The sequence below is a fragment of the Solibacillus faecavium genome (assembly GCF_014836905.1).
GTDB lineage: Bacteria > Bacillota > Bacilli > Bacillales_A > Planococcaceae > Solibacillus > Solibacillus faecavium.
This window is the reverse complement of record NZ_JACSPZ010000011.1, coordinates 68,195-83,300: the sequence shown is the minus strand read 5'-3', so window position 1 is coordinate 83,300 and position 15,106 is coordinate 68,195. Positions and strand designations below refer to the sequence as shown.

Sequence of the window (15,106 nt, the reverse complement as noted above, 5' to 3'; positions counted from 1 at the left end):
AATATGAAAATTATTTTCTTCAAATTTAAACACCTCCATATACTCTATTGACTAAAATGCTCCACAACTTGCCATGTCACTTCGGGATTATCATTATCTGCCTTTTTCCAGATTTGACCACTCACTGAATTATATAAATATAACCATCCATCGATCACTACTAACTCGTAATTCTCTATTATGCCATTTCCACTTATTGAGTTAGCCAATTGAATATTCGAACTTGTTATATCATTCCTTACATCATTTATACTATTGGATATATTAGTTGCGCTATAAAGTAAAGAGCCACCAATTATGATACTGGCTAAAACGATTGCTAAACTGATTTTTGTTTCCATTTGAATCTCTCCTTTAACCTTTAATTTTCACTCTTATTCTATTAATTATATATTAATTCCATCAATAATTTATCCTTATATGTAAAATAAAGGTATATACACTTAATGTCGTTCTGATCTAATTAAAGGAAATAGTAACTAATATATCGAAGTAATAGCTAATGTAAAAAATTGGTTTAGGATGTGGAAGTATGAAAATAATTAATTCAATCATAGGACTTCTGGTCATTATATGGGGCTCTTTACTTCTTAGTATTACAGTACATGATGAAACTTCTAAAACGCTTATGTATAAAGTAAATGGTACATTATTTATGACTTTAGGTATTCTCTATTTAAGGAAGTTTGCAAAATGGGGAAAGCAGTAGTTGTTTTTTCAAGTTTCTAAGTCAACATTAGATTGCCCTATAGTTAAAAAAGGACGCCATTCCTCTTCAAGAATGCGCCCGATTGTTGATAATTTACTATTAAATCCCCTAAGTATTGTCCTTCTTCTGAAACACTTCTTTTGCAATGAGTTCATAGGAGCGAATTCGATCTTCCGGTAAGTATGTGATGGTATTAATCATCAATTCGTCTGCTTCGTATTTTGCCTTTAACTTAAGTAACTTCTGTTTCACTTCATGAGGGTTGCCAATAATGATGTTCTGTTTCACTTTTTCCAACGTTTCTAGATCTTTTTCCGTTAGCTTATATTGCTTAGCTTCACTTATAGAAGGCACTCCTTGATGCACCTCCCCTTTGTCCATTTGTAAAGACCAGATGAGATAGCTTGCTGCAACATCTTCGGCTTTTTCTGTTGTTTCTCCACAAATAACATTCACAGTCACGATGACTTGCGGCGTTTGCCCTTCTTTTCTTGGTTTAAAAGTATCAATATATTCCTTAATGATAGCAGCACCATCCTGATCGCTCATAAAATAACCAAAAGTATATGGCAAACCATGCTCCGCTGCTAGTAACGCACTTTTTTTACCTGTTCCTAGGAGCCAAGTTACGGGCGGATTTTCAGGTATGGGAGAAGCCGATAACTTTGAATATTCGTTATCCGTTGGGAAATCGTCGTTTATAAAATGAAGTAAGTCTCTTACTAAGGCAGGAAAGTTCCCCACATTTTTAATAAAGTTACCAGATAAAGCAGTCATCGCTTCAGAAGATCCACCTGGTGCTCGTCCAATTCCTAAATCAATACGATCTGGAAATAATGTCGCCAGCATATTAAAGGTCTCAGCTACTTTATATGGTCGATAATGAGGCAATAAAACCGCGCCAGAGCCTATACGAATTCGATTCGTGTGAGCGCCAATGTAGCTTAACATCACTTCAGGTGCAGGACATGCTAGACCAGATAAATCATGATGTTCGGCAATCCAGTATCTTGTATATCCAAATGTCTCCCCAGCCTGTGCTAATTTCATTGACCAGTTTAGTGCATCCTGAGGTGTTTGATTTGAAGAGATAGGAGATTGATCTAATATGCTTAATTTCATTACATTTCAGTCCTTTTTTTCCACTAAAGTCAATGTATACTGCCCTACCTGATTTTCTTCATATAAATTTGTTATAGAAGTGGAGTAGTTATAAATCCTTCCTCTAAACATTAATTCTTTCTCAGGAATTTTAACGTCAAATGTTCCGTTGTAAAGTAAAGTCGCAACGTCATGATAATCTTCACTTGTCACATCAAAAATGACCGAGACTTTATAGCGCCCATTTACTTTTTCTTCTTCATAGCTATTCAATTGAATTACTCTGTCATCTAAAATTATTTTACTGACCAATAAAATCACTTCCTTATCTAAAAACTATAAATTCCATTATAAAACAAGAGTAGGAAAATGACGCAATATCCCCCTCTCCCATTTCCCGAACTGCAAAAATTACAAGTGTCCATCAGAATATTAATTGGTGCACTCATTTCAATTACAATAAGCATTGTTTACGTGTCACTATATTCAAAAAACCATAGCGCCTGTACTCGCTACGGTTTTTTAAAAAATTTTCGATTTCCATTTCTATGGCTTCAACCACAAAATGTTCAGTATTTAAATTTCCATATCCATTACCTCAAAATTAACACTCTGATCGTAACCTTCTTCAAAATCACGGTTATACATTTCTTTAAAATCCAATGACCTGTAAAACGGAACATCCTTGCTGCTTTTTTCCAGCGCTTTATGAATGGCTAATATTACTTCGTCATTCGCTACTATCCCAAATAAGCTCTCTCGCTTAATCTCACCTGTCGTATAGATTGATAGGTCATCGTAAACTACGAAATCAATGTAGCGAACAACATTGAGGAAGCTCCCTCCATGTGTCATAACAATTCGTAACGGATCTTTTAAAGAAATAATCTTATTTTTAAATCCAAACTGGATGCCCCCAGCTGGAATGTAAATGATTTTGTTTTTCTCTGTTTCCACGATATTTTCAATTTTTAAAAACTCAAGTTTCATCTTTACTCCTCCTATGTATCACATCTAACATATACCCTGTTTTCTCAATTACTAATACGCGGGAGTAAAGTTTTTCAACCTATTTGTTTTTGTAATTTAAGTCTTACCATTCCAGCCAAATCTTTAGCTCATACGATTGGCATTTCCCAATTGCTAAGCAATAGCTAATAAAGCCCCCCTTATCTAAACAGACAGGATATATAAAACAAAAAAGAGTAGCACAAATCAATTGTTTACTCTTTTGTCCGTAGAATTATTTTTTGACTTAAGGAAAATGGGGGCATAGTAAAAAGCATGAAGTAGCCTCCCGTTTTCAAAGCGGGCTTTTTTAGCTGCTGGTCCGCTCCAATCTTTCATTTAGGGCAACCGCAAGTTGATTAAAGTGTCTTTCCTCTTCCGTGCTAAGCGGATCACTCGAATTACCCTTATCCAGCCAATAATCTCCATCTAACAATTCATACATGTCAAGAAGTGTAATTTTTTGAGTGACCGGATTTTGAAAAACCGACAACATCGGTTCCGGGCCATCATCCCAGTTATATTCGTTCACAATGGCATGTAGGATTTCCGCCGAATTTATTCTTTCAATCTTTTCACACATCTTTTTCTGAGACTCCTCATATAAAACCCGATCAACAACCCTTTGCTCTTCTAGTGTCAGAGAAAGGCGAACGGCTCCTTTGGTTTCGAGCAGAAGGTCCGCAATCTTTTTATCTATACGAGCTGCATTCCAAGCTGTAGCCAATATGCCGAAAGGGGAGTCCAGTTTGGCCCCAGCTTCGATGAGCTTTAACAGGGCTTCAATTTGCTTGAACTTTACAGCTTTTTTTAGTGCAGTATCACCAAGTTTATCATGTACCTCAAGATCTGCTCCCTGTTCGATCAATATTTCTATCGCCTCAACTGGCATTCGATTGGTCAAAAAAAGCATCAGCGGTGTTCTCCCCCGCTCGTCCCGTTCATTCACATCCAGTTCCGTTACAGCCTTCTTTACAAGTGAAAGATCATCTGTCTTGCTAACTTCCTTCCAATTCAAGCGTAACCCACTCCTTTGAAACGGTACTATATTAAACATGAATGCCATTCAGCTTTGCTGATATATCGTTGCTGTAATCAGGTCTTTAGAACAAATAAACATATAATAGATGCCTTCAGCATATTCATCAAAATCAGCATAATCGATTTGCCCTAAAAACTGCATTCTTCGTTCGCAACAAGGACAAACTGGATACTCAGGATCCTGGACCCAGCTTGGGTGCCCGCCAATCTGAGAATCCAATTGTGACATAGTCCAAACAGCAGCATAATACGGTGATTGTGGCTCTTTTGATAGAACTAGTTTAGGTGAGGGTTCAGTACTGCTGTTTACGTCATCTAAATCTGGGAGATAAACGGGTTCCTGATTAAAACGGCTCCAGACAGGTAAGCCATCTTTGTCCAATTCCATATATATCACGCTAAAGCTCCCACATAATTCACAGGTTATCACCTGTAGGTTCTCCATTTGCAGGTCGAGATATTGCAAAGCCGGATGAGAAGTAGCAGCGACCATCAACTTCGTTAACTTCCTATTGCACCATGGGCATGTTGAATCGCTCGTCTCAAGAAAACGGGCATGATTTTCTTCAATTACAACATCATCCTGATGGTCAGCTTGCCTGATGCCAAAACATATTTGATGTACTAGGTTGCGCCTTTCCCCATTTGGAGTAAGCTCCCATCCTCCATCAACAGCGTAAGTTTCAGGTGTTACATATAACTGTTCCGCCCATTTTGGTTGATGCATTTGCCATTCCTGGTACTGGTTTATGACCTTAGCATCACCAATCCAACCAAGTGCAAGGAGAAGATGATTTCGGTTGTCCTCATCCCATAACACCCGCTCTATAAGCTGATTTCGAATGTCTTGTGGTGCATCTTTAAAAAGAATCGGATCCTGAAACAAGCCGCGCTGTATAAGCTCTGGTAAAGCAATTGATATATTCTCATTTCGGTAGCACACCAAAGCTAATAGAATATCCTGTGCTTCACTTTCCTTGTTAACAGCAAGTAATTCTATTGCATAATTCAGCATACGTTGCGCATCTTGGTTTGATAAAGAAACGTAAAGCTTCTCCTTTCTTATTGGAAAGGGAGCGTATTGAATTAGCGGATCATACTTTCTCGGTGCATGCATGACCTTGAGAATGTCCACTTGATCTGCTAATCCCTCATAGAGATTCACCGTTTTTCGGTTTTTCTCAATATAAGCTACCCGTTTTTTTCGTTCCTGCTCCTGGTGGCAAGGCATGCAGATACCGTTTGTTTTGGCTGCTGTACTCGGTAGAATAGTTGCGCTGCATCCTTCCATCCTGCATGGTATTCGTTCCGTCATTTCTATTCACCTCCAAAATTATAAACCAATATATAGTTTATTTTCTGAGAAGACTGCTGCGTATCCATGTCTGTACAGTTCAAAATAAGCTGCGAACGGGTCACCATTTAATCTATAACGGGGCCACTGAAGATAATATGAAATCCAGTAATCACAAGCAATCGAGTAATATGCTTCGTCCAAAACTTCAATCGGTTCATCGTATTCAATCTGTTCGCTGATTATATCAAAAATCGCCTCATATATTTCAGGATCATATTGCTGACGAATTCCATCTATCGATCCGGGAGGTACAATTTTAACCTCTTCGATTCCATCTAGGTACTCAGTAGAATCTTTCGTATCAAACTTCCCGGAAGATCCCAGCAATAAATCCTTTAAGCCTTGAATAAACTGCCTGCCATAATCTACGAGTATATCATTGGGTACATTACTATCTTTACTAATAAAATATCCTGACACTGTTGGCCCACTATAATCCATAGGATTTAGCATTTCATAGATTTGTAATATCCTCTCCAAATAAACATGTCCAGCTTCAAGAGGTTCAAAAGTAGCCTCTACACCTTTTCCATCTGGCATAAACATTTGAAAGTAACCATAGAATCGTGCTTCATCGATATCTGCTTCTCCGGAATTCATATCATCATCCATCAATTGAAGTAAATATCTTGCATAAGATTGTTTATCCATATAAACTTTAAACCTCTCTTTCGCTTATTAGTGGCGGCTTTTTTATAAGCTTTAGACGAATTTGGTATCTCACTAGCAACTTTGCCAATCATACACGACTTTTGAAAAATCCCTATTTTTCAAAGCGTCTTTTGGAATAGAGAAAACACAGTTGCCAGAATCCCCAAACATAATACCGCATTCGTCATCGATATCCAGTTGCAATAAAAGAAAATCGTCATCATCAAAACCAATATAGTCATTCTGAACAAAATATGGATAACCGCCAATTCTGCTATCGCTACTATAGCAATCTTCGCTCAATTTCTCATATTCTTCTTCTGATAACTTATCCATAAAAGTCTCTTGAAATAAATCTAATGAGGAAGACATAGGCATTTCCCTTGATTTAAAATACATTTTACCACTATGTGAAAAAGGGAGATTCATGATATATTCTTCATTTCCATAAGGATGTTCCTTCACTAAAAGTTCTTCATTTTCTATATAACTTTCAATATATCTTACGAAAATGGGGTCTTCCAAACCGTACAAGTCATCATTTGTAACAAAAAATTGCAGTAATCCCTTTTCTGGTAATTCAACTAAATTTTCAAGGTCGGCCAGATTAATTTGTGCTAAAAACAACATAGGTTTTCCATTTTCACCTATCGGATAATCTAAATTATTTTCCAAATAGGGACATCCCCCTAATTTACTTTCATAAGGTTTTGTTTCTTCACGCTTAAAACTTATCTCATTACTATACCTAAAAGTACCTTTAATCAAGTTTTCATGTTCTTTCAAAAGTTTAGGAATTTCGTATTTCATCAATGAATAGCCTCCAATTCTAATTTATTTTTATAGTCGGATTGATTCAAAGTAATAAGATTAGTATTGCTTATTACCATTGTTGCCAATCCTCTTTGTAATAGATTGTAATATTCTTACAAATAATATTGCAATCTTTTGATTGATCAATAGGATATTAAAAGATATCATTCAGCAATTTGGTACCATCACACTCTCGATTAAGTTATGGATAAATAGGCGGGTTATTACAAGTAAAATTTATAAAAATAGCCACTCTGCCCGAAAATAGAGTGGCTTGTTGAGCAGAACTTTTCAGGAGTTATTTTCCTTCCAAATTAATCAATCTTCTTCATCTAGCTGATTCATTTTATCCTTTATCTGAAATAAAAAATGAAGTTGCATTTGTTTAGCTAATTTTTCTGCCATTCCTATCGATTCAAGATTTCCTTGTATATCAGCTATCTGTTGTTCAATATAAGCTCTTAACTTTTCATACTTTTCTAAATCACTCACTCAACTTACCTCTCTAAGCAAATTTTTATTACCTAGTATGCTCTGAATGTAGAGTATAAGAATTTAATACAACTACTCATAAGTATCTTCAAATTTATGGATAAATTTTTCTTTAAAGTCCAGTAGCTTGAACAACGGCACAACTTTTATTCAGCTCTTTATGTATGACAAATTGTACTTTTTCATGCGCTGCGATGGTAAATAATTCCTGTAATGATGCACTCAAAAAATTAAACTTAAGGGAAAATTTCCAACTGATTATTGAGTATTTTCTATAGCTGTTTAAGCCATTCTAATTATGCGTAAGGAGGTGAGCAGCATTGGAAAATAATAACTTCAAACGTGAACGTCAACGCAATAATAATAACAATAAGAACAATAATAATGCATTTGAATTCGGTGAAGATTTCAACTTTGATAATTTAAATGATCATAATCAAATTAACCGTAATAACAACAATAACAACAACGTTAAATTTATCAAGAAAAACAATAATAAGTAATATTACTATGAGGCTAAAAGTTGCTTTCCACTCCGGACAACCTTAACGATGACTAATACAGATGTGGTTTAATGCATAAGTCTTAATCATTTGTTTTTATCAAACGTAAATAAAGAGACGAATTTGAAGCACAAAAGAAGTATGTGCTTCAGTTCGTCTTTTTAGTTATTCAATTAATAAAAACAGCTGTTTAATCCAACCTAAAAGGTGAATTTGAATAAATAGACTCGCTCCAGGGCAAACTTTTTCAAATAAACTCTGGAGGTGGGATGACAATGTTTGAGAAAAAATTAGCACTTCATGAAACAATGGAATTTCATGAAGTCATTAACTTTATGACAACTAGTTTACTTAAATCGAAGCTGAGTCAAGGTGTAGTCTTTGATGATGATTTAAGAGCTTTATTAGACAAAAACGTAAAATTAACTACCCCCGCACTTACCGCTATGGTTAAGCTCTACGCTAAATCGGAATTAGAATATTAGGAGGACTATGTTATGGAAGACTATTTAGATCCTTTAAATTCAATCGGAATGCCCGAACTAACTGATTCGGGAATTGCCCTTGAATTTTTACTTACAACAAAAACGGGAATTCGAAATCTTTCAATCGCCTTAACAGAAACAGCTTCCCCAACTCTCCAAAAAATCATGAGAACGCAGCTAGAAGTCATGATTGATATATACTTTGAGATTTCTGAGCTAATGTTGAAGAAAGAATGGCTTAAGCCCTATGATCTTGAAGGTCAAAAAGAATTGGATATTAAATCTGCAGAGAATGCGATTAGTATTGCACAGTTGGATCTATTCCCTAAGAGCATGAATCGCAAAGGAATGTTCCCTACCCCACCAAAAAAGTAAACGGAAAAGAGGGATTTTTTAATGAAAGCTGTTACTTTCCAAGGTATAAAAAATGTTGAGGTTAAAGAAGTAAAAGATCCTAAAATAAAAAAATCCGATGATATTATAATTCGCCTAACAACAACAGCTATTTGCGGATCTGATTTGCATCTGATGCATGGTATGATCCCAAATATAGGGCAAGATTATGTCATTGGCCATGAACCAATGGGAATTGTAGAAGAAGTTGGCAAGGATGTAACGAAGGTGAAAAAAGGTGACCGGGTTGTCATTCCTTTTAATGTCGCTTGCGGGAACTGCTGGTATTGTAATCACGAGTTGGAAAGTCAATGCGATAATGCCAATGACAATGGTGAAATGGGCGCCTACTTCGGATATTCAGACACAGCAGGCGGATTTCCGGGAGGTCAGGCAGAGTATATGCGTGTTCCCTATGGTAATTTTCTCCCCTTCAAAATCCCTGAAAAATCCGAAGTTCCCGATGAAAGTTTAGTTCTCCTTGCCGATGCTGCCTCAACTGCTTTTTGGAGTGTAGAAAATGCCGGTGTAAAAAAGGGAGATACGGTTGTTATTCTTGGCTGCGGACCTGTTGGACTATTGGCGCAAAAATTTGCTTGGTTGAAAGGTGCAGAAAGAGTAATCGCAGTTGACTACATTGGATATCGTCTCAAACACGCAAAGAAGACAAACAAGGTGGAAATCGTTAATTTCGAAGACCATGAAAATTGTGGTGAATATTTGAAAGAGATTACAAAGGGCGGCGCAGATGTTGTCATTGATTGTGTCGGGATGAGTGGAAAAATGACGCCTCTAGAATTCCTTGCAAGTGGCGTAAAACTGCAAAGTGGTGCTATGGGAGCGATTGTCTTAGCCAGCCAAGCCGTACGTAAAGGAGGTACAATTCAAATTACCGGTGTTTATGGTGGTCGATACAATGCTTTCCCACTCGGAGATATCTTCCAACGCAATGTAGCGATTCGTACCGGACAAGCCCCAGTTGTTCATCTCATGCCTCATGTCTATAACTTAATCGCTGAGGGTAAAGTAAATGCGGGCGATATTATTACACATGTCCTCCCTCTTGAAAAAGCAAAACATGGTTATGAAATATTCGACACAAAACAAGATGATTGTATTAAAGTGGTTTTGAAACCGTAATCGATATAGAAGAAAGCCGAAAAAATATTTATAAGTATAAAAAGAGCACCATATTTAAACTACTATTGATCAAAAAACAATCATTTTAGAGTAAACGAGTACTTATCTAGTTTCATTTTATATTTAAAAAAGTGATACCTTAAGAATTCCTCTAAATGTTCATTACAAGTGTTTAAAGCCACCTACTATAAAAGTGTAGGTGGCTTTAAAGTTGTTATTATGAAAGTGTTGAGAAGTCTCACAGTGAACTAACTTTTGCAAACACCTGATTGGACTCGATAAAATGGTGGATTGCTTCATTTGACTCCGCGCTTTTTTCAATAACGCATACATGCCCGCAGTCATCAAGGATTTGTAATGATGCGTATGAATTATTCTCTACTGCTCGCTTAGCTTCATCTAAAAATAAATGATCTTCCCTACCGATTAGATAAAACTTCGGAATTGTACAGTCACTTTGCTTAAGCTGCTCATAGGGCTTCCTCGCATTTTTCAATAAATACGTCCACTTTACAAACTCTTTTCGTCCTAACTTCGTTGCCTCCTGCACAAAATAAAAACGTGATTTAGCATGCGATTTTTTCGGCATAATTAAGTATGCAAATGTTTTGTAAAAGAGCATATATGGTGCGAAATGGCGGAATATCCATGCGCTCTGAATTAACAGTGACGACCATCTATTAAACTTGAGCACCGGACCAGCTAGCGTCATCGTTTTAATGTACTGCTTCGCACGGTACATAAGCTCATTGCCGATAATTGTCCCAAGTGAAAATGTTAAAAAGTGTGCGTGTTTAATCTTTAACTTCTCGAGCACCTCTGTAATTTTCGGCACTACATCTGCTGCGACATAGTAATTTACATCTAACCCATTCGAATCGCCATGACCCGGTAAATCAATTAATAATAAATTATAATGCTGCGATAAATAATCTGCTTGTTTATAAAAAAGGGTGCTATTGCCACCTAGACCATGTAGCAGCACGAGCCATTCCTTTTGATGACATGAAAACAGTTTTGTGTAATGTAGCATATAGGACTCCTATTAGTATATTTCTTCGTTGTCAGTAAGCTATATATTTTCCATTCAAGAAAATATTATTCTTTGAAAAATAATATCTAGTTGTAACCTGACTATAACGTGACGGTTTAATCGCGTCAAATGTTGCATACTAATTCACAAAATGCTCATATTTAACTAACAATTTCTATGTTTTAATGTAATTTTTGGTCATTACTAATATTTGTAGGTTGGATTGCTTAACGGGATAAATAGAGGAACTAATTTCCGTTATTTTTAAAATATTTTTTTGATGCCGAATTAGTTTAAAAATATTGGTGGACCTCGCTAGTAGTTTCGCACAGACTTTTCATTAAATCAAACTATAAATAACCTCTCCACTTTCCGCATTTACCCCTTTTATAAAGGCACCATCCGTCATCCGTATACGGTAAATAAAACGCATATTGACCTCATCCTCTTCTGTTTCCCCATACACCTTGTCCCATTCCAGATGTACTTTTAGACCTTTTAGTGGCAGTAATTCTTTAACGGGCTTAATTGCTTTTGGTTCAAACTGTTCAATATATTCAACCGCTACATTCGGTGTTAAAAACATCAAAATAGCGCCTGTTATTTTACTAATATTCATATGGAAAAATTCATTTTCAACGAAAAATCCATCCTTCTGCACGACAAAACGGAAAAAGGCACGGTTTTCCTCTATGTCCTCTTCATCTTTTACTTCAACATATAAATATGGTGTATACTCCGAATAGTATGTTTGAATAAACTGTGCGGCAATCTGTAAACATTCCTCTTCAGAAAGGTTCCCCTCACCTTCAATATCTGCAAACCAAATAAAACTATCCAAACGCTTCGTACGTTTGTCCACCTTTGCTTTTACTCGATTTTCAAATTTACTTTTCATGTAATGCTCGTATGATTTCCCCTGAGGATTTTGCCAGCCTTTAGGACGCCAATTCAGCTCTTCATACGCTTCATCCATACTCATGCTTACCTCTTCATATTGCTCCCATTCCTCATTGATGCCAATGATTTCTCCAATTTTGTCCTTTTTCGGCAATGCTTCAACATTTGGAAATGGCATATAATTTTGCTTTCTCTCATCACCAGAATCAAATAACGGTTTGCCTGTTACCGCATCATAGGCCTGCCTTAATAGCTTTGATTCATAGATCGCATATATACCTGATGCTGCAACGGAATTATATTTTTCATTAAAGCTTTCTGCACAAATTGACCAGTCACCTTCATACAATGCATTTAAAATACGTTCCGTAGGGTAAAGCTCCTTTGGTATTTCTGGAGGATTTTCCATATAACCCGTATAGGTGAAATGAATGACCTCACCTGGATCGGTTACTTCTATAAGACAATAAAAACCGTCTAATGGAAACCCGCCCACAACTTGTCCATACTTAAAGCTTGTACTCGATTCCTTTTTATTTTGTTCTATTAGTGTATAATACGAAAGTGCTTCCGGGTATTGTTCATGTAGCAGTCGCTCGGCTATTTTAAGCTTCATCTCTTCAGTAATCGGTGCACCTTCTTTTGAGGGAGTTATCGCAAAATCATCAAGTCGCCCTTTATCATCTAATCGAATAAAAACCCCTTCATCTTTACTTGGCCCTTGCCACATAAACGAAGCAATTCCTTCCTCATGATAATCTTCTAGTTCTAGCTCATAATGTTCAGGCACATTTCCATATTGCTGTGCTAAGACCAATAATTGTTCTTTTAACATGCGATTTACCTCCTTTTGTTGGATTGATTTTTGCATCGTTTCCTCTAGCTTTTGGCGTATTGCCTTTCTGCCGCGGTGCAGATGCATTTTAATCGTGTTGTTTGGCTTCCCTAACATTTCCGCGATTTCAAACACTTTAAAATCATAAAAATAATGCATTACGATCGCCATTTGGTAGTCTTTTTTAAGGATTTCGATGGCGTTATGTAACTCGCTGTAATCCTCGCTGTTTTCCTGGTCCAGTAACTGAAGCTGTTCCATAATTTCTATCTCTAACAGCTCTGTTCGCTTCTTCTTTTTCAGTGCGAGAAAGCATTCACGAATCAATATTTTGTATAACCATGTTGCGAAATATTTCGGTTCCTTTAGCTGTGCCAATGCATCGAACGCTTTTATAAACGTCTCCTGCACAATATCTTCCGCATCCTGTTTATTTTTCATATATGTATATGCTTTAGCGAGTAATCTAGGCTTATGCATCGTAGTTATGTGCCGGATTGCATTTTCATCACCAGCAAGTGCTTGTTGTATGTACTGATCCATCTTATTCCCTCCTACTAACTTAGAGCACGAATTTAGTTTAAAGGTTTCATTTTGTGAAAAATTTTTAAAACTAATCACTAAAAAATAGACCATTTATTAAAGTTTATAATATTAACAGCTGAAATTCACAATATCGTATTCCTGCTTTTTCTGCTCAAAAAAAGACTTCCCTATAGAGAGAAGTCTGTTAAAAACATGATTGAATTCAAGCATAGATTGGCTTTAATCCCTAAATTCATCTTACCCATCCTATACAGGGAGCTTTTGCATTGCCATTTTCATATGTGCTTCTTTATACTCTTCCTCAAACCGATTAATCAGCTCTCTCGTCGGCACTACTTCTTTAATTGCACCAATACCTTGTCCACTTCCCCAAACATCCTTCCAAGCTTTTTTATCTCCCTCTTTAAAATTCATAGCTGAAAGATCGCCTTGCTCTAGGTTATCTGGATCAAGCCCTACATTTTTAATAGAACCTTTCAAATAATTGCCATGCACACCCGTAAATAAATTACTATAAATAATATCTTCTGCCGTACTGTCTACAATCATTTGTTTGTAATCTTCACTAGCATTTGCTTCCGTTGTTGCAATAAATGGTGACCCAATATAAGCGAAATCAGCACCCATCGCCTGTGCCGCCAAAATAGCCCTACCATTTGCAATCGAACCTGACAACGCTAATGGTCCATCAAACCATTCCCGAATTTCCTGTATTAGAGCAAATGGGCTTTGTCTGCCAGCATGTCCACCTGCACCGGCAGCAACGGCAACCAATCCGTCTGCTCCTTTACTAATCGCCTTCTTAGCAAAATTATTTGTTATGACATCATGAAAAACGATACCACCATAGCTATGAGCCATTTCAAATACCTCTTCTCGGGCCCCTAGCGAAGAAATAATAATAGGCACTTTATATTTCATACAAAGCTCCATGTCTTGCTCTAATCTAGTATTCGTTTTATGCACAATTTGATTAATCGCGAACGGGGCAGCAGGTCTTTCAGGGTTATTTTTGTTATAAGTATTTAATTCCTCAGTTATTTCAGCTAACCATTCATCAAGTACACTCGTTTGTCGTGCATTCAACGCTGGAATAGATCCAACAATGCCTGCTTTACATTGCTCAATCACTAGTTTCGGATTACTAATAATAAACAATGGGGAACCGATAACTGGTAGTCTTAAATTTTCTAAACTTTTTGGTAAACGCTCCATAAAATCCACCTCTCCACTTTTATAAAACTCCAACATACATCTATTCAGTTAACTATGATTGGTTAAAAACAGGTTTTCGTTTTTCAAAAAAGGCTTCTACCCCCTCTTTAAAGTTTGCTGATTCAAAACACATGGCTTGTGCAAACCCTTCTAACTCTAAAGACTGGGCCAAATCATCAAGAATGCTTCTATTTACTAGTTTCTTCATTAACCCTAAAGCCATTTGCGGACCTTCTGTAAGTTGATTTGCTAGTTTGTAAACTTCGTCTGTAAACAAATGATCTTCCAGTACTCGATTAACAATTCCAAGTTCATGAGCCTGCTCGGCAGAAATTTTTTCTCCAAAGAACATCATTTCTAGTGCACGATGCCTTCCTATAAGTCTTGGTAAAAAATAGATAGAGCCTAAATCAGGAATTAATCCCACCTTTGAAAAACTTTGAATGAATACGGCAGATTGATTTGCAATAATTATGTCGCAAGCTAATGCTAGGCTAAACCCTGCTCCTGCTGCTGCTCCATTAACAGCAGCAATAACCGGTTTTTCAAGATCTACAATGGAAGAAATCATTTCATGTCCCGTTTGCAATCTCTTGCGACCCGAAGCAGCTTCTACATCTTTTAAAGCACTTAAATCACCGCCTGCAGAAAACGCATTTCCTTCACCTGTCAACACAATCACTTTTACGTCATCATTGTTTTGAACTTCAGTAAAGAAATCTTTTAATTCCTCTCGCATTTGAAGGCCAAGTGCATTTCTTACCTGAGGACGATTTAACTTAACTGTACAAACACCATTTACTGCTAATGTCACTTGTATACTTTGGTAGGTCAACGTATGTTCTTCCCTTCTTTTTAGTTTACCATTTCACACTATTAATTAT

Annotated in this window: 17 protein-coding genes; 4 read left to right on the top strand and 13 right to left on the bottom strand. The window is 36.6% G+C overall.

All coding sequences use genetic code 11. The features are described 5' to 3' along the window. Nucleotides 1-44: 44 nt before the first annotated feature. The 9 genes from H9635_RS17325 to H9635_RS17285 form a co-directional block, all read right to left on the bottom strand. A complete protein-coding gene (locus H9635_RS17325; RefSeq protein ID WP_191701559.1) occupies nucleotides 45-341 on the bottom strand; it encodes a hypothetical protein in 297 nt (98 codons plus the stop codon). Between the two features lie 476 nt (nucleotides 342-817). Then, nucleotides 818-1,831 carry an LLM class flavin-dependent oxidoreductase gene (locus H9635_RS17320; protein ID WP_191701558.1) on the bottom strand — a complete coding sequence of 338 codons (1,014 nt, stop codon included), beginning with the start codon at nucleotides 1,829-1,831 and terminating at the stop codon, nucleotides 818-820. Between the two features lie 6 nt (nucleotides 1,832-1,837). Beyond that, nucleotides 1,838-2,122, bottom strand: a complete 285-nt coding sequence (locus H9635_RS17315; protein ID WP_191701557.1) for a DUF3219 family protein — start codon at nucleotides 2,120-2,122, stop codon at nucleotides 1,838-1,840. Between the two features lie 264 nt (nucleotides 2,123-2,386). Next, a complete protein-coding gene (locus H9635_RS17310) occupies nucleotides 2,387-2,800 on the bottom strand; it encodes a molecular chaperone (protein ID WP_191701556.1) in 414 nt (137 codons plus the stop codon). 328 nt (nucleotides 2,801-3,128) lie between these two features. Next, nucleotides 3,129-3,836: a DUF4274 domain-containing protein gene (locus tag H9635_RS17305; RefSeq protein ID WP_191701555.1), complete on the bottom strand. Its 708-nt coding sequence runs from the start codon at nucleotides 3,834-3,836 to the stop codon at nucleotides 3,129-3,131. 48 nt (nucleotides 3,837-3,884) lie between these two features. Continuing rightward, on the bottom strand, nucleotides 3,885-5,174 hold the full coding sequence (locus tag H9635_RS17300; RefSeq protein WP_191701554.1) for a DUF1963 domain-containing protein: 1,290 nt from the start codon (nucleotides 5,172-5,174) through the stop codon (nucleotides 3,885-3,887). Between the two features lie 18 nt (nucleotides 5,175-5,192). Continuing rightward, nucleotides 5,193-5,867 carry a hypothetical protein gene (locus H9635_RS17295; protein WP_191701553.1) on the bottom strand — a complete coding sequence of 225 codons (675 nt, stop codon included), beginning with the start codon at nucleotides 5,865-5,867 and terminating at the stop codon, nucleotides 5,193-5,195. 72 nt (nucleotides 5,868-5,939) lie between these two features. Then, nucleotides 5,940-6,677 (bottom strand): YwqG family protein, encoded by a 738-nt coding sequence (locus H9635_RS17290; RefSeq protein WP_191701552.1) that lies wholly within the window; start codon nucleotides 6,675-6,677, stop codon nucleotides 5,940-5,942. Nucleotides 6,678-6,998: 321 nt separating this feature from the next. Then, entirely contained in the window at nucleotides 6,999-7,172 is a 174-nt protein-coding gene (locus H9635_RS17285; protein WP_191701551.1) for a hypothetical protein, read from the bottom strand. Between the two features lie 320 nt (nucleotides 7,173-7,492). Here H9635_RS17285 and H9635_RS17280 point away from each other — a divergent pair, with 320 nt between their 5' ends. The 4 genes from H9635_RS17280 to H9635_RS17265 all read left to right on the top strand — a co-directional run bounded on the left by H9635_RS17280 (nucleotide 7,493) and on the right by H9635_RS17265 (nucleotide 9,693). Continuing rightward, nucleotides 7,493-7,675, top strand: a complete 183-nt coding sequence (locus tag H9635_RS17280; RefSeq protein WP_191701550.1) for a histidinol-phosphatase — start codon at nucleotides 7,493-7,495, stop codon at nucleotides 7,673-7,675. A gap of 275 nt (nucleotides 7,676-7,950) precedes the next feature. Continuing rightward, nucleotides 7,951-8,160, top strand: a complete 210-nt coding sequence (locus H9635_RS17275; protein ID WP_191701549.1) for a spore coat protein — start codon at nucleotides 7,951-7,953, stop codon at nucleotides 8,158-8,160. A gap of 12 nt (nucleotides 8,161-8,172) precedes the next feature. Continuing rightward, entirely contained in the window at nucleotides 8,173-8,535 is a 363-nt protein-coding gene (locus tag H9635_RS17270; RefSeq protein ID WP_191701548.1) for a spore coat protein, read from the top strand. 21 nt (nucleotides 8,536-8,556) lie between these two features. After that, the gene (locus tag H9635_RS17265) at nucleotides 8,557-9,693 is read left to right on the top strand and encodes a zinc-dependent alcohol dehydrogenase (protein ID WP_191701547.1); all 1,137 of its coding nucleotides are present in this window, start codon (nucleotides 8,557-8,559) and stop codon (nucleotides 9,691-9,693) included. 238 nt (nucleotides 9,694-9,931) lie between these two features. Here the strand turns inward: H9635_RS17265 and H9635_RS17260 are convergent, their stop codons facing one another. The 4 genes from H9635_RS17260 to H9635_RS17245 all read right to left on the bottom strand — a co-directional run bounded on the left by H9635_RS17260 (nucleotide 9,932) and on the right by H9635_RS17245 (nucleotide 15,057). Next, complete coding sequence (locus tag H9635_RS17260; RefSeq protein WP_191701546.1) at nucleotides 9,932-10,726, bottom strand: alpha/beta fold hydrolase; 795 nt, start codon at nucleotides 10,724-10,726, stop codon at nucleotides 9,932-9,934. Nucleotides 10,727-11,066: 340 nt separating this feature from the next. Continuing rightward, nucleotides 11,067-13,004: a sigma-70 family RNA polymerase sigma factor gene (locus tag H9635_RS17255; RefSeq protein WP_191701545.1), complete on the bottom strand. Its 1,938-nt coding sequence runs from the start codon at nucleotides 13,002-13,004 to the stop codon at nucleotides 11,067-11,069. A 249-nt stretch (nucleotides 13,005-13,253) separates the two neighbouring features. Further along, nucleotides 13,254-14,222, bottom strand: a complete 969-nt coding sequence (locus H9635_RS17250) for an NAD(P)H-dependent flavin oxidoreductase (protein WP_191701544.1) — start codon at nucleotides 14,220-14,222, stop codon at nucleotides 13,254-13,256. Between the two features lie 52 nt (nucleotides 14,223-14,274). Continuing rightward, complete coding sequence (locus tag H9635_RS17245; protein ID WP_191701543.1) at nucleotides 14,275-15,057, bottom strand: enoyl-CoA hydratase/isomerase family protein; 783 nt, start codon at nucleotides 15,055-15,057, stop codon at nucleotides 14,275-14,277. Nucleotides 15,058-15,106 lie beyond the last annotated feature (49 nt).